Consider the following 20,403-nt stretch of genomic DNA (forward strand, 5'->3'; position numbering starts at 1 on the left):
GTGTGGTATTTCAGTTAACTGCATTTTTTAGATAGCCCCTGCGACTTTCTCATTTGCCCCACTCCCCCGCCCGTGGCCTGATTCGCCCTTGTTCACTCAAGGCAGGCCCATGGAAAACGTTCACGCAAAACCCACCACCGCCGTATGGCTGATGATCAGCGTCGTGCTGGTCGCGCTTAACCTGCGCCCGTCGATGGCGGCCGTAGGGCCGTTGTTAGCGTCGATTCGCGGCGAGGTGCCGTTGAGTTTCAGCAGCGCGGCGCTGCTGACCATGTTGCCGGTCATGGCCATGGGCCTGGCGATGTTTTTCGGCATGGGCCTGGCCAAGCGCTTCGGCGAACATCGCAGCATTGTGGTGTCGCTGCTGGTGATCGGCGTGGCGACGCTGTCGCGGTTGTTCCTCGATTCGGCGCTGGAGTTGATCGTCAGCGCCATCGCCGCGGGGGTCGGCATCGCGATGATCCAGGCGGTGATGCCGGCGCTGATCAAGTCGCGCTTCAACGCCGACGTTTCATTGTTCATGGGTTTGTACGTCACGGCGATCATGGGCGGCGCGGCGCTGGCGGCGTCGTTCTCCCCGTTCGTGCTGGTGCAGACCGGTAGCTGGCGCATCGGCCTGGCGATCTGGGCGGGGCTGGCCGTGCTCGCCCTGGTGTGCTGGTCCGCCCAGCGTGCGGCGCTGCCGGTTCTGCCCCAGGCAGGTTCTGACAAGCAGGAAGGATTTTTCGGCAACGGCCGCGCCTGGTTGCTGGCGATCTTTTTTGGCCTCGGTACAGCCTCCTACACCTGCGTACTGGCGTGGCTGGCGCCGTACTACGTAGAACAAGGCTGGAGCGAACAGCATGCCGGTTTGCTCCTGGGTTTCCTCACCGCGATGGAAGTCATCTCGGGCCTGGTCACCCCCGCCCTCGCCAACCGCCGCCGGGATAAACGCGGAGTGTTGGCCGTGTTGCTGGTGCTGATCATCCTCGGGTTCTGCGGCCTGATCCTCGCGCCCCAACACCTGAGCCTGCTGTGGCCCTGCCTGCTCGGCCTGGGCATCGGCGGCCTGTTCCCGATGAGTTTGATCCTGTCCCTCGACCACCTCGACCACCCGCGCCGCGCCGGTAGCCTGACGGCGTTCGTGCAAGGCATCGGTTACCTGATTGCCGGCCTGTCGCCGCTGATCGCCGGGATGATCCGCGATCAATTGGGCAGTTTCGAATGGGCATGGTGGTCGCTGACGGCGGTGATCGGGGTGATGCTGCTGATCGTCACGCGCTTCAATCCGAAGCATTACGCAGACCACATCCGCTGACGTCGTGTTGCAAACACTTTTTGTCCCACGCACAACACTGAAATACCCTACAGAGCTTTCTATTGGCACTCCCGTTCCGTTAAGCTTTTGCCCTTGTCGCGCGCTGCCACAGTGCCAAGGCTTACCGGATGGAATGGATGCTAAACAGTAACTTGCTCAGAAAGCTCGATATGCAGGATTTGATGGTGTTTATCGCCGTCTACGACCAGAGCAGCGTTACCGAGGTGTCAGAAACGCTGTTCGTCAGCCAGTCGACCGTGAGCTACAGCCTGAAGAAGCTGCGCACCAGCTTCGAGGATGAGCTGTTCATCAACACGCGGGCGGGTATGCGTCCGACGTACAAGGCCAGCACCATGTACGGCCATGTGCAGAAAATCCTCGAAAGCATCAACCTGTGCCACGCCGGTGGCCAAGCTTTTGACCCCACCCAGAAAGCCGTGACCTTCAACGTGTGCGCCCCGGAGTATTTCGAGCAACTGATCCTGCCGCGCCTGTTGAAACACTTCGACCGCGCGAACCTGCCGGTGATCGTCAATGTGCGCAAGCTGGAAACCGAGATCCCTGCCGACGACCTGCGCGAAGGCCGCCTCGACCTGGTGATTTGCTTTGGCCCGCACTTTCACCGCGCGCATAAAGACTTCAAGACCCAGATGTTGCTGGAAGATGATCTGGTGTGTGTCTTCGACAAGCGTGCGGCGCCCCGCGAGGCGGCGTTCAGCCTGCAGTCGTTCGTCGAGCGGCGCCACGTGTTTCCCACGCCGTGGACCTCCGACACCAACATGGTCGACGGCTGGCTGGCGCGTCAGGCCCACAAGCGCCAGGTGGTCGCACGGGCCAACAGCTATGGCGCGGCGTTGAAGATGATCACCGGCACCGACTTCATCGTGACCCTGCCCCGCCGCGTCCACAAACTGCTGGCCCCGGCGTCGGTGTTCGGCCACTGCGAGGCGCCCCACGGGTTGCCGGGGTTCACCCTGGATATGCAGTGGAACGAAACCAGTGAACAGGACAGCGCCAATACCTGGTTCAGGGAGCAGGTGGTCAAAGTCTGCGCTGAACAGGGATTACTCTGACCTTACGCATCGACGGTTGTGGTGGATGGAAGCGCTTAGCCGATCGCGACCTTACTGTAGGAATCACGATCGATATCCAGCAATTCGACACTCAGTTGCACCTGCACACCTTCCGGCCATGGCCCAAGTTCCTGCACCACGGCCAGCAGGCTTTCCGACAGCTGCTTCTTGACCTGCGCCGAGCGTCCACTGAGCAACGCCAGGCGCACGGCGACAAAACCCCGCGGGTTCATGCCGGTGCCCACGCGAAAACTCTCGACCTTGAGTGAACGGCTCTTGATATCCAGCTCGGCGCCAAACTGACCGGAGGCCACCAATGCATGGTTCAGACGCAACAGGGCCTTATCGGTGTCCAGTTGCGTCAGGTTGGCGGTGTATTCCAGGTGCAGGTGTGGCATGGGAGTCTCCGAAGTATCGATAGGAAGATTCCTAGATATACCACGGATAAAAGCATCAGACCTTTTTCGCCAGCCCGCGGTCGCTCATGAACGCCTCCAGCCGCGAACGCACCCAGCGTTCTGCCGGATCGGTGTCCACATGGCTGAGCCAGACCATGGACAGATCCAGGGTCGGCGTCTCGAATGGGTAGGGCTCACAAAACAGATTGCCCGACAGCGTCATGGCTTCGGCGGTGTAGTCCGGCAGGCTGGCGATCAGGTCTGTGCCGGCCAGCAGCGCCGGCAGCGCGCTGTATTGCGGCACCGACAGCACCACATGGCGCTTGCGCCCGATTTCCGCCAGCCACTCATCGGCAAACCCGGATACGTTGGCGGTGTGGGACACCAGCACATGGGGCCGCGCACAATATTCATCGAGGGTCAGCGGCCGGTCGGACGCGTCGGCGCGCAGCAAGCGCGGGTGGATATGGCGCAGCAACTTGCGCTTGGCATTCGCCGGCAGGCCACGGGTCTGGGTAATGCCGACGGTGATATCACCGGATGCCAGCAGATCGGGAATCCGCCAGTAATCCACATGCTGCACCACGAACACCACCATCGGCGCTTCCTGGCGCAAGGCGCGCAACAACGGCGGCAACAGGCCGAACTCGACGTCATCGGACAGGCCGATCCGGAAGGTCATGGTGCTGACGGACGGGTCGAAATCGTGGGTCAGGCTCAGGGCCGATGAAAGAGAGTCCAGGGCCGGCGACAGGTGCCGGATGATTTCCTCGGCCCGCGCGGTAGGTTCCATGCGGTGGCCGACGCGAATGAACAGCGGATCGTTGAACAAGGTGCGTAACCGGTTGAGCGCCGAACTGATGGTCGGCTGGCCGAGAAACAACTTCTCCGCCACCCGCGTCACATTGCGCTCGAGCATCAGTGCCTCGAAGACCACCATCAGGTTGATGTCGGCCTTGCGTAATTCATTGCGATTCATCGGCACCTGCCCTTTCCCCACGACAAGCCGCAGTTTAGAAAGCCCGAGGGGCTGCGTCTATGCGCGCACTGTTCATTGGGCGGCTTTACGACTATATATTCAGCTCTTCACGGTCGCAGGAACACTATCGTGCTGGTTATTCTCGCCGCGGCCTTCCTCCTGGCCGGGTTCTGCATCTGGGTCATCCAGTTTATCGCGCACCCCACCGCCCGCACGTTGTTGCGGGTATTCGTCGGCCTGTGCCTGGCGGCGGTGGTGGCGTACCTGGTATTGGCGTCGGGTTATCCTATTTCGTTGCTGGTCTCATAACGACCCGAGGGGCCGGCGCCTGTTCCTGGCCCTGGCGCAAACGCAGCGCGGCCAACGCCGCGACCACCAGCACCACGGCAATCACCTTCAGGCCATTCATCGCGTTGCCGGTACTCATCTCAATCATGCCCATCACCGACGGCCCGACAAACCCGCCCAACAGCCCGCAGGCATTGACGAAACCCAGCCCGCCCGCCAAGGCGACGCCCTTGAGACGCGAGGCCGGGTAGAGGAACACAATCGACTGCACCACAAAAAACATCACTGCCGACAGACAAAAGCCCAGCAGGCTGAACACCGGCCCCGACACCGACGCGATGCCCAACCCCAGCGCCATGGTCAGCAACCCGCTGATCAACAGGCGCCGCGCGCGGGTGGGTGTGGTCGCAAAACGCGGCAGCCACACTGCGCCCAAGGCGGCGGCGATCCAGGGCAGCGAGGTCAGCAACCCCACGCTCATGGTGCTCAATTCACCGTATTTGCTGATGATGCTCGGCAGGAAAAAGATCACCGTGTAGACCGTGATCTGATGGCAAAAATACACAAAGATCGCCAGCAGGATCTGCGGGGTCAGCCAGTTTTTCAACGCGTGGCCGCCCTCCCCGGCGCCTTCCTCGGTTTCCTGGGCAATGCGCTGTTCGATACCCTGCGCTTCCGCCGCCGTCAGCCACGGCGCCTGGCTCGGGCGGTCCGGCAACTTGCGCCACACCACCCAGGCGAAGGCCACCGCCGGCAAGCCTTCGAGCAGGAACATCCACTGCCAGCCATGCCAGCCGAGCAGCCCGTCCAGGCGCATCAACGCTGCGCCCACCGGGCCACCGATGATGTTGGCAAAGCACACGCCGAGCAGGAAATAGCCGGTGGCCCGTGCGCGTTGTTCGCGGTTGAACCAGTAGGTCAGATAGAGCATGACCCCGGGAAACAGGCCCGCTTCGGCGATGCCCAGCAGCAGGCGCAATACGTAGAACGAGGTCTCGCCCTGCACAAACGCCATGGCCGCCGAGATCAGGCCCCAGGTCACCATGATCCGCGCGATCCAGAAGCGCGCGCCGACTTTGTGCATGATCAGGTTGCTGGGGATTTCCGACAGTGCATACGTGAGGAAGAACAAGCCCGCGCCCAGCCCGTAGGCCGCGGCGGAGATGCCCAGGTCGACGTCCAGGTGGTGCTTGGCCAGGGCGATGTTGGTGCGGTCCAGAAAGCTCAGGATGTAGGCGATGATCAACAAGGGCATCAACTTGGAGAACATCAATTTGTTCAGCACCTGCGGTTCGCGGGCCTGGGTGGCGGTAGTCATCGGGCAGTTCCTCCTGGCGCCCCGCCAGCGCGGCTGGGGGGCGCATCAATGTTGTTCTAGGGTTCGAGTTGCACAACCAACGCCTGCGGGCGATGGGAAAACAGTTGCAGCAGCGCGCCGCCCAGGGCGCAGCCGGCCATCACGAAAAAGCACACGGTGTAGCCATGCAGCGTGGTCCAGCCGCCGCCCATCGCGATCAGGCTGCCCATCAACACCGGCGCCAGGCCGCCGCCGATGAACATCGCGGTGGTGATGATGCCGTTGGCCGTGGAGGTGGCCGACGGCTCGGCCGAGTCGCAGGCCACCGCGTAGTAGATCGGCCAGACCGCATTGGCGACCAGGCCGAACAGCAACTGCACGACGATGATCAGGGTCAGGGTGCTGGCGAAGTAGAACGCGCCGACACTGGCGGCCATCCACAGCCCGCAGATGATCAGGGTGGTACGGCGGCCGATGATGTCCGACAACGACGGCCACACCAGTTGCCCGAGAATCCCGGTCAGGGTGAACACCACGCTCATCCCCGCCGACTGCGCCAGCGACAGCCCGACGATGTTGTAGAGGTAGGCCGGCAACACGATATTCACGCCCATGTACACCACCTGCGTGAGCAGGGTGTTCCCCGCCGTCAGCGCGATATTGCGGTTGCGCAGGGTGGCGACAAAGGTGCGCCAGGCGTCGCCCTTGATCTGGCTGGCCGGGGCATTGTCCGGTGGCGTCATGCCTTTGGCGGCGATGTCGACGTACAGCGCGGTGATGCGTTCGGCCGTGGAATACCGCGCCCAGAAGATCATCAGCGGCAAGGCCACCACGAAGGCGAAGAAGAACACGTAGCGCCAGTTGTCCTCGCCGAAGGTGCTGATCACAAAGCTGGCGACGATGCCGCTGAGCATCGCGCCGATCGGGTAACCGGTGTGGTGCGCGCCGAGGGCAAAACCGCGGCGTTCCACCGGCCACCATTCGGCGGTGTTGCTCACGCCCACCGGTTCGCCCCAGCCCGCGCCGAGGTTGACCCCGACACGCAGGGCGATAAACGTCGCGAGGTTGCCGCTCAACGCCTTGAACCCGGACAGAAACGAGATCGCCGTGTAGCCCAGCACCAACGGCACCTGGAACCGCGCGCGCTTCCAGCCGCCGCCGTAGCGGTCGCTCCACATCGAACCCGGGATATCCAACAGGGCCAGGGCGAGCATGATCACCGTGGCCACGGTGCCCCACTGATCGGCGGACAAATCGAAATGCTTGGAGATGGTCGGCCCCAGGCGCAACACGATCTCACGGTCGTAGGCGTTGAGAATCCAGATCATCCAGCAAACCAGCAGCGACACCCAGGAATGCCGGTGAATGCTGCGCAGCGACGCTTTTTTTAAAGTAGCCATGGGCCTCTCCAGGCGCGCGAAGGCGCGCACTGACACAAGGTTGCGAAGGAATGTTGCTGATCGAACACACGCGCTAGCTGGCGAACCGTCGCTCGGCTATTCCTTGCACGCCCAACCCGGTAATGGCGAACAGCGCGCCGCGCTGCTGGCCGTCGTGCGGAAAACGCGGCAGCGGCGGCTTGGCCATGGAGGTCACAAACAGGGTGTCGAGGTTCGGCCCGCCGAAGGTCAGGCTGGTGACCTTCTTCACCGGCATTTGGATGATCCGGTCGACGTGACCATCGGGGGTGTAGCGCACCAGCTTCCCGGCATAGACCAGGGCCTGCCACAGGCAACCTTCGGCGTCCACGGTGCAACCGTCCGCGGCGCCGCCACCCGAGGTGTCGACCTTGGCGAAGGTGCGCCGGTTGCTGACATTGCCGCTGGCGAGGTCGTAGTCATAGGCCCAGATCTCGCCCGACCAGGTGTCGCAAAAGTACAAGGTGTCCCCGGACGGGCTCCAGCACGGGCCATTGGAAACGATGATGCCTTCGTCCAGGGTGTGCAGGCGCAGGTCCGGGTCCAGGCGGTAGAGTCTGGCGCTGGCGCGGTCTTCCTGGGTGTCCATGGAACCGAAGACAAAGCGGCCCTGGCGGTCGACCTTGCCGTCGTTGAGACGGTTGTTCGGCAGGTGCGGTTCCGGGTCTTCGATCAGCGCCAGTTCGCCACTGGCCAGGTCCAGAGTGTGTACGCCATTCTGCAGGGCGACGATGGCCGCCGCGCCGTTGTGGCGCAGGGCCATGGAGCCGATTTTCTGGCCCACGTCCCAGGCACGCAGTTCGCGGCCATCGTCGGTGCAACGCAGGATGCGGCCGTCGGCGCTGTCGATCCAATACAGCCGCTGTTGTTCGACGTCCCACACCGGGCCTTCGCCCAGGGTGGTCTTGACGTCCACAAGCACTTCGATACGCATGGTGTGATCCCCTTATTGTTGTTGTGCGGGATTCGGGCCGCGCCAGCACGCGGCCGTGTCGTCGGTTAGAAATTGACCTGGTCGCGCCCCTTGAGCCCGAGGATGTCCCGCGCTTCATCCGGCGTGGCGACGCGATGGCCGAGGGCTTCGATCACGCTGCGAATGCGCCGTACCTGATCGGCGTTCGAAGCGGCCAATTTGCCCGGCCCGTCCCACAACGAATCTTCCAGGCCGACCCGGGCATGGCTGCCCATGGACAGGCCCATGGTCGCCAGCGGAATTTGCCCACGCCCGGCACCGAGGATCGACCACACATAATCGTCGCCAAACAGGCGATCGGCGGTACGACGCATGTGTGCCAGGTCTTCCGGGTGCCCGCCGATGCCGCCGCGCAGGCCGAACACCGATTGGATGAACAGCGGCGGCTTGAGCAGGCCACGTTCCAGGAAGTGCGCGGCGGTGTAGAGGTGGCCGATGTCGTAGCACTCGATCTCAAAACGGGTGCGGTTCTCGGCGCAGGAATTGAGGATGTGGGCAATGTCGCGGAAGGTGTTGCGAAAGATCCGGTCGTCACTCTCTTCCAGGTATGGACGCTCCCAGTCGTGCTTGAACTCGGTAAAGCGGTTGAGCATTTCGTACAGGCCGAAGTTCATCGAGCCCATGTTCAGCGAGGCCAATTCCGGCTTGAACTGCATCACCGGCTGTAGGCGTTCTTCCACGCCCATGGTCGGCGCGCCGCCGGTGGTGATGTTGATCACCACGTCGCTGGCGGCCTTGATCTGCGGCAGGAATTCAGCAAACAACGCCGGGTCCTGGCTGGGGCGGCCGTCGTTGGGGTCACGGGCATGCAGGTGAACAATCGCCGCGCCGGCTTCGGCGGCGCCGATGGCGGCGGCGGCAATTTCCTCGGCAGTGATGGGCAAATGCGGCGACATCGACGGCGTATGGATGGCACCGGTCACGGCACAGGTAATGATCACAGGACGTTTTTTGGACATGACGATTCTCCGACTTTTATTCTTATGAAAAAAATCCTGGGTACAGCTCGGGGTTCTTCCTTGGCGACTGGCGCCGCGTCCTACAGGTACTCGACGTTACCGTCGACACTGATCGCCTGGCCGGTCACGTTGCGGGCGGCGGGCGAACAGAGGAACAGCGCCATGGCCGCGACGTCTTCGGCGGTGACCATGCGTTTGAGGGAAATTTTGTTGAGGTATTCCTGGCGCATCTCGGGTTCGGGTACGCCGACCTGCTCGGCACGGGCGCGAATCACCGCGTCCATGCGCGGGCCTTCGACGATGCCGGGCAGCAAGGCATTGACGCGGATGTCACTCTCGCCCAACTCCGAGGCCAGGGATTTCATCAGGCCGACAATCGCCCACTTCGTCGCCGCATACGGCGTGCGCCACGCGTAGCCCAGACGCCCGGCCACCGAGGCGATATGCAACAGATGGCCGTGGGACGATTGCTTGAGCATCGGCACCGCATGGTGGGCAAAACGGTATTGCGCAGTCAGGTTGATGTTGATGGTGGCTTGCCATTCGGCGTCGCTGATCGCGTCGATACCGCCCGTGGGGCCGGCGATGCCGGCATTGTTGACCAACACGTCGAGGCCGCCGAAATGCTCGCGCTGCACCTCGAACACCGCCGCGATCTGCGCGGCATCACTGACATCAGCGCGGGTGGCGACGCTGCCTGGGTATTTGTCGCGAAACGCCGCCAGGGCCGGTTCGCTGACATCACACACATGCACCTGGGCACCGGCCTCCAGGTACGCCGCGGCCAACACTTCACCGATGCCGGCAGCCCCGCCGGAAATCAATACACGTAACCCAGGATAGGGCTGTAGCCGCTGTAGGACACTCATGCACGTTTACCTCCTGAAGCAGACGACCGCGAACGGTCGTTCTTGACGAGCAGGCGCGCCAGGGAATCGGCGGCCTGCATGATGTCATCGGTCACCGCCGCCCGTGCGCCAGCGCCGTCGCGGGCGGCCAGGGCTTCGACGATGCGCGTATGCGCCTCCATCGAGCGTTGCAGGTGAGCTTTATCGGGGGCGACCAGGGCAAAGCACGGCCCCATGTGCAGCCAGAAATTCTCCACGGCGGCCATGGTCAGTTCGGCCTGGGCCACTGCGTAAATCCGGCGGTGGAAGGCGAAGTTGGTCCACAGGTAGCGCGACACATCGACTTCGTCGGCGGCGTGCTGCATTTGCTGGCACAGGTCGGTGATTTCGTCGAGGTCGGCTTTTTTCAGGAGCAATACCGCCTTCTCGGCCAGCAAGCCTTCCAGAGCAACCCGCGCATCGCGGATTTCGCGCAGGCGCTCGACCGTCATCATGCGGACCCGCAGACGCGAGGTTTCGGTGACTTCAAAGGCGTTTTCGGCGCTGAGGCGTTGCAGGGCTTCGCGCACCGGCATCGGGCTGGAGCCGAGCGCTTCGGCCAGGCCACGGATGGTGAGTTTCTGGCCAGGCTGGAAACGGCCGCTCATCAACGCTTCGCGGATCTGGCGGTAGACCTGGTCTTGCAAGGTATCGCGGGACACCTGGCGCAGGGTGGGCAGGAGGAGCGGACCATCTGTCATGAGGCAAACCTGTGTTGTGGTTCTTATGCCTCCAATATGTGATCACAAATCAAATATGTCAAATAGTTTGCCTATTCCCGAGAAACGCCCGTTGCACATGTGGGAGCGGGCATGCCCGCTCCCACCGATCACGCATCAGGGTTTCAGCGGAATTTCCCGATCCCGCTCCGGGAGCTCCGTGCCGTCGTCGGGATGCTTCCAGGTCTGCGGCTTTTCTTCCTCCAATTGCCGCCTGCGTCGCTCCTGCTCCCGTTCGTCCCGCTGTTTCTGTTCGTCAGTCATAGGCACCCCCGACCGTAAGAATTGGTTACGCCTGCAAGCATAGAACAAGGACGCCGCCGTGGGTCTGCACCGACCACTGATAATCAAAACGCATCAATAGATCAAAAATATTCACTTATCATTTCTAAATGTGTCAGCCACTATCCTTGGCCTTAAGCGAAACAAGCACTTTAAAAAGAACGCTGGAGACACAAAAGCATGACTAGCCCTACCCGCCCTGACTCTGCCCGTTCGAAAATTGGTGCGGTTTTCCGCGTTACTTCGGGCAACTTCCTCGAACAGTTCGACTTCTTCCTGTTCGGCTTCTACGCCACCTACATCGCTGCCGCGTTCTTCCCCGCCGCTAATGAGTTTGCGTCATTAATGATGACCTTTGCCGTGTTCGGCGCGGGCTTCCTGATGCGTCCGTTGGGTGCGGTCATCCTGGGTGCCTACATCGACGATGTGGGGCGGCGCAAAGGGTTGATCGTGACGCTGTCGATCATGGCCAGCGGTACGCTGCTGATCGTGCTGGTGCCGGGTTATCACACCATTGGCCTGTGGGCTCCGGCGCTGGTGTTGCTCGGCCGTCTGCTGCAAGGCTTCTCGGCCGGTGCGGAACTGGGTGGGGTGTCGGTGTACCTCGCTGAAATGGCCACCCCCGGCCGCAAAGGTTTCTACACCAGCTGGCAGTCGGGCAGCCAACAGATCTCCATCGTGGTCGCCGCTGCGCTGGGCTATGGCCTGAACGTGTGGATGCAACCGTCGGTCGTGGCCGACTGGGGCTGGCGCATTCCGTTCGCCGTCGGTTGCGTGATCATTCCGTTCATCTTTGTGCTGCGGCGCAACCTTGAGGAAACCGAAGAGTTCGCCAACCGCAAACATCGCCCGAGCATGCGTGAAGTGCTGGCGACCCTGGCGAAAAACTGGTCCGTGGTCATCGGCGGCATGTTGATGGTGGCCATGACCACCACCGCGTTCTACCTGATCACCGTGTACGCGCCGACCTTCGGCAAGACCGTGCTGCAACTGACCACGTCCGATGCGTTGCTGGTGACCCTGTTGGTGGCGATCTCGAACTTTGTCTGGCTGCCCATCGGCGGCAGCCTGAGCGACCGCTTCGGGCGCAAACCGGTGCTGGTCGCGATGACCGCGCTGACGGTGCTCACGGCTTATCCGGCGTTGTCCTACGTGGTAAACGCTGCGAGCTTTGCGCATATGCTGGAAACCCTGCTGTGGTTCTCCTTCCTGTACGGCATGTACAACGGCGCGATGATCCCGGCGCTGACCGAAATCATGCCGGTGGAAGTGCGCGTGGCGGGCTTCTCCCTGGCCTATAGCCTGGCGACTGCGATCTTCGGCGGTTTCACTCCGGCGATCTCCACCTGGTTCATTCACATCACCGACGACAAAGCCTCGCCGGCCTACTGGTTGATGTTCGCCGCCCTGTGCGCCCTGTGCTCGACCCTCGCGCTGTATCACCGCGCCAATACCCGCGGGCAGGTCATGCAAGAGGCGGCGCAATGAAAGCGCTGTCGCAAACCCTGACGGCCCTGGCCCTCGGTGCCCTGGCACTGACGGCCCAGGCCGAACAACTCAAGGTGATGACCTCCGGTGGCTTCACCGCTGCCTACACGCTGCTGGGCCCGCAATACGCCCAGCGCAGCGGCGACACCCTCGACACCGTCCTCGGCCCGTCCATGGGCAAGGCGCCGGAAGCGATTCCCAACCGCCTGGCCCGTGGCGAACACGCGGATGTGGTGATCATGGTCGGCTACGCCCTGGATGAGCTGATCAAACAGGGCAAGGTCGACAAAGCGTCCCGCGTGGAACTGGCGGATTCGCGAATCGGCCTGGTGGTGAAAGCCGGCGCGGCCAAACCGGCCATCGGCACCGATGCCGAACTCAAAACGGTGTTGCTCAAGGCCAAGTCCGTGGCGTATTCGGACAGCGCCAGCGGCGTGTATGTCGAGAAGGAACTGTTCAAGAAACTCGGCATGCCGGCCAAGGGCACCATGATCGAACGCATCCCCGTGGCCGAACAGGTCGCCAAGGGTGACTACGAGGTGGGCTTGCAGCAGGTGGCGGAACTGTTACCGGTGCCGGGGGTGACTTACGTCGGCAAGATCCCTGAAGACGTGCAATCGGTGACGCGCTTCGCCGCGGGTATTCCGGTCAACGCCGAACACCCGGCGCAGGCCAGGGCGCTGCTGCACTACCTGGCCTCGCCCGAGGCGCAAGCGGTGGTGCAATCCACCGGCCTGGACTCGGTGTCACGCTGACCGAAACGGCAGCTCCCGCACCAACCGCTCCAACTCCAGCGCCGCTGGCGGCAACGTCCGCCCGCGGCGCTTGATCAAGCCCACATTGCGCATCACCTGCGGTTCCACCAGCGGCACACTCAGCAGGATCGGGTGTTCAGTGCCCGGCATGGCAATCGACGGCACCATCGCCACACCCAGCCCCGCCTCGACCAAGCCGATCATGGTGGTCACGTGGTGCGTCTCGCAAATACTCGGCTTTTTCACCCGCACGCCGCGCAGGGCCTGGTCCAGCAGAAAACGGTTGCCCGAGGTTTTGTCCACCGTGATGTAGTCATGCTCGTAGGCCTCGGCCCAGCTCACGCTGGCGCGCTCGGCCAGCGGGTGATCGCGGCGGCAGGCCAGCACATAACGCTCCTGAAACAGCAACTCGAACTCCACCTCATCGGCCAGGCTGCCGCTGAAACTCACGCCGAAATCCGCCTCGCCGCTTTCCACCGCATTGCACACCTCGCCGGCACTGGCATCCAGCACCCGCAGGCGAATCTTGGGGTAGAGCTTGTGGAATGCCGAGATCACGTGAGGCATGAAGTAATACGCGGTGGACGGCACACACGCGATGGTCACATCGCCCATCCGCGTGGAGGCGACGTTGCTGATGCCCATCAGCGCGATGTCGAGGTCGTCGAGGATACGCTCGACCTGCGGCAGGAAGGCGCGCCCGACCATGGTCAGGCTGACGCGGCGCGTGGTGCGCTCGAACAGCTTCACGTCGAGGGCGGTTTCGAGCTTTTCGATGCGCCGGCTGAGCGCTGGCTGCGAGATCCGGATGGCATCGGCGGCGCCGCGAAAACTACCCTTGTCTACTACGGCGCGAAAGGCTTGGAGGTCGTTGAGGTCGAAGTTGATGATCACGGTAGGAAGCCAGTGGGAATCGGGATGGAGGGCATTATCGTATGGCAGGTGACGGGGCGCCATGTGCGTAAGGACCGGCGCCCGGATACGCCAGGTTGTCAGTATGAAACTGCGCAGTATGGCGCGTTTCGACGGCCTGCGAACCTGTCAGGAATGACAGTACCGCTGGTCTTGCGCAGTGTTGACGACGGGCTGGCGCGGGGCTTTTATTAAGCATGTCGCACTGCGTCGGTGCGCAGTAGGACATCAGGGTTTAGAGGATACGAACAATGAGCGACAGACAGAACGGCACGGTGAAGTGGTTCAACGATGAAAAAGGCTATGGGTTCATCACTCCGGACAGCGGGCCCGACCTGTTCGTACACTTCAGGGCGATTGAGGGCACTGGATTCAAATCATTGAAAGAAGGACAGAAAGTCAGCTTCGAAACGACAAAAGGGGAAAAAGGCATGCAGGCGGACAAAGTCCAATTGATCAGCTGATAAGCCTGCGACACACCGCGTCACCCCGCCCACCCTGGGCCATGTATTGCACTGAAAATGGAGAACGGCCATGTCCAGAAAGACTCCACAGACTGCAATCTTCATCAGCAGCGAAACTGCCGCCCACGATGCACAGGACGTTTTCTTTCGCAGCAGCACCGCCCAGGGTGGTCAGGTGCTGCGCGAAGGGCAAACCGTCACCTACGAATTGGAACGGGGGCCGGGGGGCGAGTGGCAAGCGGTCAATATCAGGATCGTGGAAGAACCGACGCTGAATTAGCGCCATCCTGCGCGCCGCCACTCGCGGCGCACTTCACTACAGTTGAAAGCGTGCCACCGCCTCGTTCAGTGCGACCGCCAGTTGCGCCAGTTCCCGGCTCGCGCCGTTGATCTGCCCGGCGCCGGAAGACGATTGCGCCGACAAGTCGCGAATGTTGACGATGTTGCGATCGACTTCCTTGGCGACCTGGGCCTGCTCCTCGGCGGCGCTGGCGATGACCAGGTTGCGCTGGTGAATCTGGTCGATGGAATCGGTGATCTGGCTCAGGGCACCGCCGGCGCCTTCCGCCAACGCCAGGGTGTCGGTGGCGCGTGCGGTGCTCGACTGCATCGAGGTCAGTGCGTGGTCGGAACCCGCGCGCATGGCGCTGACCATCTGGTCGATTTCCAGGGTCGATTGCTGGGTGCGGTGCGCCAGGGCGCGCACTTCGTCGGCCACGACCGCAAAACCGCGTCCGGACTCCCCGGCCCGCGCCGCTTCGATGGCGGCATTGAGGGCCAGCAGGTTGGTCTGCTCGGCGATGGAGCGAATCACGTCGAGTACCTTGCCGATATCCCGCGATTGCTCGGCGAGGTGTTGCACCAGGGTCGAGGTCTCGCCAATGTTGCTGCTCAGAGCTTGAATCGCGCTGACCGTTTCGCCCACGCGATGCTGGCCTTCGCGCGCCGTTTCATTGGACACCCGCGTGGACTCGGAGGTGGACACCGCGTTGCGCGCCACCTCGTCAGCTGCGGAAGTCATCTCATTGACGGCAGTGGCGGCCAGCTCGATTTCCGCGGTCTGCTTTTGCAGGCTGCGGCTGCTTTGATCGGTGATGCCGTTCAGGTCGGTAGCCGACGACGCCAACTGCCCGGCCGACTGGCGAATCAGCTGCAAGGTGCCGCGCAGGCTGGCTTGCATACTCTGCAGCGCCACGAGCAGGCGGGTCACTTCGTCGTCGCCGGTCACCGCCACCGTTTCGGTCAGGTCGCCACGGGCAACGTTTTCCGCGGCCCGCACCGCATGGCTCAGCGGGCCGACGATGCTGCGTGTCAGCAGCCAGGCCAGCGCCACGGTACTCAAGGCGGCCAGGAGCACAAAGCCGAAGACCATCGTGCGCGAACGGCCATACTGCGCCTCGGCCGCCTGCCCTTGTTGGTTGATCTGCGCGTTGTAATAGTCGGCCAATGCGTTGAGCTGGGCGCCGGAGCCATCGACCACGGTTTTCATATCCACCAACAGCAACTTGTTGAGCTCAGCCCCCTGTTGCTGGTCGGCCAGCGCAAACGAGCGGGTCAGCCCTTGCTGGTACTGGCGCAGCGAGACCTGGAACTGCTCATACAACGCGCGCACTTCGGGGCTGTCGATCACGGCGTCGAGGTCGGCCAGCTTTTTGCTCAGGTCCTGGCTGCGCGTGTCCATCTGGCTGCGGTATTGCGGGATGCTTGCCGGGTTCGGGTCCAGCGCCATGCGCAAAGAGATGGTCCGAATGCGCAACATGATCTCGCGGATATCCGAGACCAGACGCATTTTAGGCACCAGCCCACGCTCGACCTGGACCGCACTTTCACGAATGCTGGCCATGTTCGAGAGCGCAAAAAAACCGAGTACGGCCACCAGCAAAGCAATCAGGGCAAAACCCAGGCCCGCGCGACGGGCGATGGACAGGCTACGTAAGGACATTTTTCGAGGCTCTTTTATTAGTGATCAGATGTCATACAAGAGCATTTCGGCAGCCAGGATCAGGACTTTAGAGACGTCATCCATTTCCCCGCGTGCGCCTGCGATCAGTCATGCAGGATTACAGGGAGATTTGCGTATGCGGAAAAATCCCTGCACGGGAAAGAACCTGATCTCTCCATCTGAAACGAAAAAGCCTGCAGAACGCTCGGTTCAGCAGGCTTTTCGCTGCGGGCATCGGTTAACCGCCCTCAAGCGCACCCGCACGGGGTTGACGCTCGAACCGCGACTTCACACGCTTTGTCGAGCCATCGACTACTGACAAGTCCCACCTTTGTGATGCGACCCCGTGCCCCCGACCGGATGTGTCCCCTTCGGACACGCTGCGGCAAAAAACGGGCTACACGCCAACACCACCAAAACCCCGACCAATAACAGCTTCTTCATACCATCCTCCGTGATCGTCACGACATATGATGGCATAAAGATATCACACCTCCACAAAACCGATACTCGGTTACTTCGCCCAAGCCTGCGGGCCACTGAAGAACGCCTGCGCATTGCTGTCCAACGTCTCCAGGTGATACCCGCCCTCCTGCACGATCACACAGGGCAACCCCAGGTCGCGGATGTGCTCACCCAAGCGCGCAAACCCGTCCCGCGTCACCGCGACTTTGCTTTGCGGGTCCAGTTCGTAGATATCGAAGCCCAGGGAGAGCACCAGCACATCCGCAGAAAAGTCCTTCAGCGCCTTGAGGGCCAGTTCGAGCTGTTCAAAGAACACCGCCTCGCTGGCACCGTGGGGCATCGGCAGGTTGAGGTTGAAACCTTCGCCGGCCGCGTTGCCGCGCTCGTCAGCAAAACCGGCGACAGCCGGGTAGAAGTTGGTCGGGTCGCCGTGGATCGACACGTAGAGCACGTCGTCGCGGTCGTAGAAAATCTCCTGAATGCCTTGGCCGTGATGCATATCGGTATCCAGCACCGCGACGCGCTGGAAGCCTTCGCGCAACACCTGCGCCGCCACCGCGGCATTGTTGATGTAGCAGAAGCCGCCCGCCGCATCGAAGCGCGCGTGATGACCGGGGGGGCGACACAGCGCGTAGGCGGCGGGCGCGCCATCGAGGACGGCCTTGGCGGCAGCGACGGCGCTTTGGGCCGACCAATAGGCCGAGCGCCAGGTCCGTTCGCCGACCGGGCAACTGCCATCCGCCAGGTAGCGTGCGGCTTGGGCGAGGATGCCGCGCAGGGCGTTGGGTTCACGCACGAAGATGTTGGACATGACTTCGTCGCCCCACTCTTCAGGGATTTCCTTCCAGCGCGGGTAAGCCTCCTGAAGGAAGGTCAGGTAGGGCGCACCGTGTACCGCCAGCAGCGGCTCAAGGCCGTGGTCCTCGGGTGACACAATCTCAAACCCCAGGGTTTGCGCGGCCCGCAGCAGGTTGCGGGCGCGTTCGGGGACTTCCTGCGGCGTTCGCATCTGACCACGGGAGTAGTAGCTGCGCGGATGATGCAGGAGTTGTTCGGGGTGGAAGAACGTTTGCATGGGAATCTCCTGAGTGAACACGCTGCCGGTGGGCGCTGGCTTGCCTGCGGCCCGGCAGGTCGTCTTCAGTCGTCCTGAATGAGGCGGTCAGTTGGCTTGGCCGGCACGCTTCAACACGGCGTTGAGTAAAACATCGGCGCCCTGGCGCACGTCCTCGGGCAGTACGTCTTCGGCTTCGTTGTGGCTGAGGCCGCCGACGCAGGGGATGAAGATCATCGCCGTCGGGCAATAGCGTGCGAGGTGGATGGCATCGTGGCCGGCGCCGCTGACGATGGGCTGCTGGCTGTAACCCAAGGCGTCCACCGCCGCTTGCACGCAGGCCACGCATTCGGCATCGAACGGCGTCGCTGGGCTGATCCAGTGAGGGCTGATGGTGACGCTCAGGCCGCGCTTCTGCGCGATGGCCTGCAAGCGCGCCCTGACCTGCTGCTCCATCGCCTCAATGTCGGCGTCGCGGTGATGGCGCAGGTCGACGGTGAAGGTCAGCAAACCGGGAATGGTGTTGCGCGAAGACTTGGCAATGCTCAACTCGCCGACGGTGGTGAGGCCCTGGGGGGCGAAATCCATGGCGAGGCATTCCAGGGCCTGGATCATTTTCGCGGCGCCATACAGCGCGTCCTTGCGCAGCGGCATCGGTGTGGTGCCAGCATGCGCGGCCAGCCCTTCGACCCGCACATCGAGCCAGCGAATCGCCTGGCCGCCGCTGACCACGCCGATGCTCTTGGCGTGGTCCTCAAGGATCGGGCCTTGCTCGATATGGGCTTCGAAATACGCATCCACCGCCCCGCCCAGAGCACGCTTGCCGTGGCAGCCGAGCGTGCGCAAGGCGTCGGCCACGCTGATGCCGTCGGCATCGGTGGTGGCCAGGGCTTGGTCCAGCGCCAAGGTACCGGTGAACACGGCGGAGCCGAGCATGGCGGGGGTGAAACGGGCGCCCTCCTCGTTCGTCCATACCGCGATTTCCAGCGGCTTGCGGGTCTGGATGCCATGGTCGTCGAGGCTGCGCATCACCTCCAGGCCGGCCAGCACGCCGTAGACACCGTCGAAGCGGCCGCCTTCCGGCTGGGTGTCGAGGTGACTGCCGATCATCACCGGCGCGGCGTCCTTATCCGTACCGGCACGCCGGGCGAACAGGTTGCCGATGGCGTCCATGCTCAGGCTCAGCCCGGCGGCCTTGCACCAGTGGCTGAACAGCTCGCGACCGGCGTGGTCTTCAGCGCTCAACGCCAGGCGGCAACTGCCGCCGCGCGCGGTCGCACCGACTTCGGCCATGGCCATCAGGCTGGCCCATAGACGCTCACCCTTAATCTTCAACATTGCACCCGCTCCATTAAACACCAGGGGCCATTTCCAGGCGGTGGGCGGTGGCGTGGCGGCGCGACAAGGCCAATACGCTCACCAGCGAGACCGCCGCGATCAGGCTGTAAAACACTGCCATCGGCCACCATTGGCCTTGGTATTCGTGGGCCAGCCAGGTGCCGATCAACGGCGTCAGGCCACCGGCCAGCGCACCGCACACCTGATAGGCCAGGGAAATCGCGGTGTAGCGCACGCGGGTTTCAAACAGGCCGCTGACAAAGCCCGCGATCACCGCATAAAACGAGGCCATGCACACCACCGCCAGGGCGATGCCGAGGATGATCAACGGCGCCTCACCGCTGCTGACCAGCACGAACATCGGGTAAGGCGACGCCATCGCCAGCACCGTCATCGCGCAGAGGAAACGCGTGGCGCCGACCTTCTCCGCGACCCAGGCCGCCAGGGGCTGTACGCAGAACTGGATGATGGCGACGACGAACAGGCACTCCAAAATCAACGAGCGCGGTAGGCCCAGTTGCTGAGTGCTGTAGGCAATCATAAAAGTGTTGGTGAAATACACGCCGGCGATGCCCAGGGTGTTGGCACCGATGCACAGCAGCAGCGGGCGCCAGGCGGTTTTCAGCACCTCGATCACCGGGGCCTGGTCCGGCTTGAGCGCCCGTGCCTTTTCGGCCAAGGCTTTGTCTTCGAGGAACTCAGGCGACTCGTTCACCCCCAGGCGAATCGCCAGGCCAACGACCAACAGCAAGGCGCTGGCCAGGAACGGCAGACGCCAGCCCCAACTGAGCAGGTCTTCTTCGGGCAAACGGGTCACCGCGCTGAACGCCAGCAGCGACAGAATCAAGCCCGCCGGGCTGCCCAACTGAGCAAAGGAGGCAAAGAAATTGCGGCGGCCCTTTGGCGCGTGCTCTCCGGCCATCAACACCGCCCCGCCCCACTCGCCACCGACGGCGATGCCCTGCACGATGCGCAACAGCACCAGCAGGACCGGCGCCGCGACGCCGATCTGCGCGTAGCTCGGCAACAACCCGATACACACCGTGACCACGCCCATCATGACCAGAGTGATCACCAGCGACTTCTTGCGGCCGATGCGATCGCCGATATGCCCGAACACAATGCCGCCCAGCGGCCGCGCGAAAAAGCCCACGGCAAAGGTGCCGAACGCGGCCATGGTGCTGAACAATTTATCTTCGGAAGGAAAAAACAGCTGACCGAACACCAACGCGGCGGCGGTGGCGTAGATATAAAAGTCGTACCACTCGATCATGGTGCCGATGAAAGCGGCGGCCGCAGCACGGCGAGGCTGGGGCGAAGCGGAAGGCTTCATGGGGCGGGCTCCTTTGGTTATTTTTTTGGCAGGAGAAAGGTCGAACGCATGCGCTCTGATGGCGCTTGTTGAGGGTGATTTA

The 20,403-nt window shown here is 62.7% G+C and carries 21 protein-coding genes and 1 pseudogene; 7 read left to right on the forward strand and 15 right to left on the reverse strand.

Annotated elements, in window-relative coordinates:
- Nucleotides 1-109 precede the first annotated feature (109 nt).
- Nucleotides 110-1,297, forward strand: a complete 1,188-nt coding sequence (locus ACVWZP_RS12835; protein ID WP_457369832.1) for a cyanate transporter — start codon at nucleotides 110-112, stop codon at nucleotides 1,295-1,297.
- Between the two features lie 137 nt (nucleotides 1,298-1,434).
- The gene (locus ACVWZP_RS12840) at nucleotides 1,435-2,370 is read left to right on the forward strand and encodes a LysR family transcriptional regulator (protein WP_032804835.1); all 936 of its coding nucleotides are present in this window, start codon (nucleotides 1,435-1,437) and stop codon (nucleotides 2,368-2,370) included.
- A gap of 35 nt (nucleotides 2,371-2,405) precedes the next feature.
- Here the strand turns inward: ACVWZP_RS12840 and ACVWZP_RS12845 are convergent, their stop codons facing one another.
- Entirely contained in the window at nucleotides 2,406-2,768 is a 363-nt protein-coding gene (locus ACVWZP_RS12845) for a 5-carboxymethyl-2-hydroxymuconate Delta-isomerase (protein ID WP_017848726.1), read from the reverse strand.
- Nucleotides 2,769-2,823: 55 nt separating this feature from the next.
- Nucleotides 2,824-3,747, reverse strand: a complete 924-nt coding sequence (locus ACVWZP_RS12850; RefSeq protein WP_046384347.1) for a LysR substrate-binding domain-containing protein — start codon at nucleotides 3,745-3,747, stop codon at nucleotides 2,824-2,826.
- 129 nt (nucleotides 3,748-3,876) lie between these two features.
- Here ACVWZP_RS12850 and ACVWZP_RS12855 point away from each other — a divergent pair, with 129 nt between their 5' ends.
- Entirely contained in the window at nucleotides 3,877-4,056 is a 180-nt protein-coding gene (locus ACVWZP_RS12855) for a hypothetical protein (protein ID WP_017848724.1), read from the forward strand.
- On the opposite strand, the gene ACVWZP_RS12860 is transcribed toward ACVWZP_RS12855, so the two are convergent.
- The 7 genes from ACVWZP_RS12860 to ACVWZP_RS12890 all read right to left on the reverse strand — a co-directional run bounded on the left by ACVWZP_RS12860 (nucleotide 4,034) and on the right by ACVWZP_RS12890 (nucleotide 10,552).
- Entirely contained in the window at nucleotides 4,034-5,353 is a 1,320-nt protein-coding gene (locus ACVWZP_RS12860) for an MFS transporter (RefSeq protein WP_457369833.1), read from the reverse strand. The two genes, ACVWZP_RS12855 and ACVWZP_RS12860, sit on opposite strands and share 23 nt — an antisense overlap.
- A 56-nt stretch (nucleotides 5,354-5,409) precedes the next feature.
- Nucleotides 5,410-6,732 carry an MFS transporter gene (locus tag ACVWZP_RS12865; RefSeq protein WP_017848722.1) on the reverse strand — a complete coding sequence of 441 codons (1,323 nt, stop codon included), beginning with the start codon at nucleotides 6,730-6,732 and terminating at the stop codon, nucleotides 5,410-5,412.
- Between the two features lie 73 nt (nucleotides 6,733-6,805).
- Nucleotides 6,806-7,684: an SMP-30/gluconolactonase/LRE family protein gene (locus ACVWZP_RS12870; protein WP_017848721.1), complete on the reverse strand. Its 879-nt coding sequence runs from the start codon at nucleotides 7,682-7,684 to the stop codon at nucleotides 6,806-6,808.
- Nucleotides 7,685-7,749: 65 nt separating this feature from the next.
- On the reverse strand, nucleotides 7,750-8,682 hold the full coding sequence (locus tag ACVWZP_RS12875) for a BKACE family enzyme (RefSeq protein WP_017848720.1): 933 nt from the start codon (nucleotides 8,680-8,682) through the stop codon (nucleotides 7,750-7,752).
- Nucleotides 8,683-8,762: 80 nt separating this feature from the next.
- Nucleotides 8,763-9,551, reverse strand: coding sequence for an SDR family oxidoreductase (locus ACVWZP_RS12880; protein WP_026140238.1), 789 nt, complete (start codon nucleotides 9,549-9,551; stop codon nucleotides 8,763-8,765).
- Nucleotides 9,548-10,270 carry a GntR family transcriptional regulator gene (locus tag ACVWZP_RS12885; RefSeq protein ID WP_126586423.1) on the reverse strand — a complete coding sequence of 241 codons (723 nt, stop codon included), beginning with the start codon at nucleotides 10,268-10,270 and terminating at the stop codon, nucleotides 9,548-9,550. The genes ACVWZP_RS12880 and ACVWZP_RS12885 overlap by 4 nt, the downstream gene beginning before the upstream one ends.
- Before the next feature lie 135 nt (nucleotides 10,271-10,405).
- Nucleotides 10,406-10,552 carry a hypothetical protein gene (locus ACVWZP_RS12890; RefSeq protein ID WP_167331331.1) on the reverse strand — a complete coding sequence of 49 codons (147 nt, stop codon included), beginning with the start codon at nucleotides 10,550-10,552 and terminating at the stop codon, nucleotides 10,406-10,408.
- Between the two features lie 198 nt (nucleotides 10,553-10,750).
- Here ACVWZP_RS12890 and tcuC point away from each other — a divergent pair, with 198 nt between their 5' ends.
- Entirely contained in the window at nucleotides 10,751-12,058 is a 1,308-nt protein-coding gene (tcuC, locus tag ACVWZP_RS12895; RefSeq protein WP_301555895.1) for an MFS transporter, read from the forward strand.
- Nucleotides 12,055-12,813, forward strand: a complete 759-nt coding sequence (locus ACVWZP_RS12900) for a substrate-binding domain-containing protein (protein ID WP_457369834.1) — start codon at nucleotides 12,055-12,057, stop codon at nucleotides 12,811-12,813. The genes tcuC and ACVWZP_RS12900 overlap by 4 nt, the downstream gene beginning before the upstream one ends.
- Here ACVWZP_RS12900 and ACVWZP_RS12905 read toward each other — a convergent pair.
- On the reverse strand, nucleotides 12,805-13,707 hold the full coding sequence (locus tag ACVWZP_RS12905) for a LysR family transcriptional regulator (protein ID WP_017848714.1): 903 nt from the start codon (nucleotides 13,705-13,707) through the stop codon (nucleotides 12,805-12,807). The genes ACVWZP_RS12900 and ACVWZP_RS12905 overlap by 9 nt on opposite strands.
- Before the next feature lie 269 nt (nucleotides 13,708-13,976).
- Between ACVWZP_RS12905 and ACVWZP_RS12910 the strand changes: the two genes are divergently transcribed.
- Both ACVWZP_RS12910 and ACVWZP_RS12915 read left to right on the forward strand, forming a co-directional pair.
- Nucleotides 13,977-14,189: a cold-shock protein gene (locus tag ACVWZP_RS12910; protein WP_046384354.1), complete on the forward strand. Its 213-nt coding sequence runs from the start codon at nucleotides 13,977-13,979 to the stop codon at nucleotides 14,187-14,189.
- Nucleotides 14,190-14,259: 70 nt separating this feature from the next.
- A complete protein-coding gene (locus ACVWZP_RS12915) occupies nucleotides 14,260-14,469 on the forward strand; it encodes a cold-shock protein (RefSeq protein WP_046384355.1) in 210 nt (69 codons plus the stop codon).
- 36 nt (nucleotides 14,470-14,505) lie between these two features.
- Here ACVWZP_RS12915 and ACVWZP_RS12920 read toward each other — a convergent pair whose 3' ends face one another.
- From ACVWZP_RS12920 to ACVWZP_RS12940, 5 genes and pseudogenes are all read right to left on the reverse strand, one after another.
- Nucleotides 14,506-15,369: a methyl-accepting chemotaxis protein gene (locus tag ACVWZP_RS12920; protein ID WP_370737569.1), complete on the reverse strand. Its 864-nt coding sequence runs from the start codon at nucleotides 15,367-15,369 to the stop codon at nucleotides 14,506-14,508.
- A pseudogene (locus ACVWZP_RS12925) lies at nucleotides 15,364-16,131 on the reverse strand (MCP four helix bundle domain-containing protein); the annotation flags it as partial. The pseudogene ACVWZP_RS12925 and the gene ACVWZP_RS12920, both read right to left, overlap by 6 nt.
- A 514-nt stretch (nucleotides 16,132-16,645) precedes the next feature.
- Nucleotides 16,646-17,671, reverse strand: a complete 1,026-nt coding sequence (locus ACVWZP_RS12930) for a histone deacetylase family protein (RefSeq protein ID WP_457369835.1) — start codon at nucleotides 17,669-17,671, stop codon at nucleotides 16,646-16,648.
- 87 nt (nucleotides 17,672-17,758) lie between these two features.
- Entirely contained in the window at nucleotides 17,759-18,988 is a 1,230-nt protein-coding gene (locus ACVWZP_RS12935) for a Zn-dependent hydrolase (RefSeq protein WP_232566361.1), read from the reverse strand.
- 13 nt (nucleotides 18,989-19,001) lie between these two features.
- Nucleotides 19,002-20,321 (reverse strand): MFS transporter, encoded by a 1,320-nt coding sequence (locus ACVWZP_RS12940; protein ID WP_102617684.1) that lies wholly within the window; start codon nucleotides 20,319-20,321, stop codon nucleotides 19,002-19,004.
- Nucleotides 20,322-20,403: the final 82 nt, after the last annotated feature.

This window comes from Pseudomonas sp. TE36184 (assembly GCF_054060055.1).

Bases quoted from the DNA above. Each gene is read 5' to 3' on its own strand.
- ACVWZP_RS12835 (WP_457369832.1), top strand. From the start codon at position 110: ATGGAAAACGTTCACGCAAAACCCACCACCGCCGTATGGCTGATGATC.
- ACVWZP_RS12840 (WP_032804835.1), top strand. From the start codon at position 1,435: ATGCTAAACAGTAACTTGCTCAGAAAGCTCGATATGCAGGATTTGATG.
- ACVWZP_RS12845 (WP_017848726.1), bottom strand. From the start codon at position 2,768: ATGCCACACCTGCACCTGGAATACACCGCCAACCTGACGCAACTGGAC.
- ACVWZP_RS12850 (WP_046384347.1), bottom strand. From the start codon at position 3,747: ATGAATCGCAATGAATTACGCAAGGCCGACATCAACCTGATGGTGGTC.
- ACVWZP_RS12860 (WP_457369833.1), bottom strand. From the start codon at position 5,353: ATGACTACCGCCACCCAGGCCCGCGAACCGCAGGTGCTGAACAAATTG.
- ACVWZP_RS12865 (WP_017848722.1), bottom strand. From the start codon at position 6,732: ATGGCTACTTTAAAAAAAGCGTCGCTGCGCAGCATTCACCGGCATTCC.
- ACVWZP_RS12870 (WP_017848721.1), bottom strand. From the start codon at position 7,684: ATGCGTATCGAAGTGCTTGTGGACGTCAAGACCACCCTGGGCGAAGGC.
- ACVWZP_RS12875 (WP_017848720.1), bottom strand. From the start codon at position 8,682: ATGTCCAAAAAACGTCCTGTGATCATTACCTGTGCCGTGACCGGTGCC.
- ACVWZP_RS12880 (WP_026140238.1), bottom strand. From the start codon at position 9,551: ATGAGTGTCCTACAGCGGCTACAGCCCTATCCTGGGTTACGTGTATTG.
- ACVWZP_RS12885 (WP_126586423.1), bottom strand. From the start codon at position 10,270: ATGACAGATGGTCCGCTCCTCCTGCCCACCCTGCGCCAGGTGTCCCGC.
- ACVWZP_RS12890 (WP_167331331.1), bottom strand. From the start codon at position 10,552: ATGACTGACGAACAGAAACAGCGGGACGAACGGGAGCAGGAGCGACGC.
- tcuC (WP_301555895.1), top strand. From the start codon at position 10,751: ATGACTAGCCCTACCCGCCCTGACTCTGCCCGTTCGAAAATTGGTGCG.
- ACVWZP_RS12900 (WP_457369834.1), top strand. From the start codon at position 12,055: ATGAAAGCGCTGTCGCAAACCCTGACGGCCCTGGCCCTCGGTGCCCTG.
- ACVWZP_RS12910 (WP_046384354.1), top strand. From the start codon at position 13,977: ATGAGCGACAGACAGAACGGCACGGTGAAGTGGTTCAACGATGAAAAA.
- ACVWZP_RS12915 (WP_046384355.1), top strand. From the start codon at position 14,260: ATGTCCAGAAAGACTCCACAGACTGCAATCTTCATCAGCAGCGAAACT.
- ACVWZP_RS12920 (WP_370737569.1), bottom strand. From the start codon at position 15,369: ATGCAAGCCAGCCTGCGCGGCACCTTGCAGCTGATTCGCCAGTCGGCC.
- ACVWZP_RS12930 (WP_457369835.1), bottom strand. From the start codon at position 17,671: ATGCAAACGTTCTTCCACCCCGAACAACTCCTGCATCATCCGCGCAGC.
- ACVWZP_RS12935 (WP_232566361.1), bottom strand. From the start codon at position 18,988: ATGTTGAAGATTAAGGGTGAGCGTCTATGGGCCAGCCTGATGGCCATG.
- ACVWZP_RS12940 (WP_102617684.1), bottom strand. From the start codon at position 20,321: ATGAAGCCTTCCGCTTCGCCCCAGCCTCGCCGTGCTGCGGCCGCCGCT.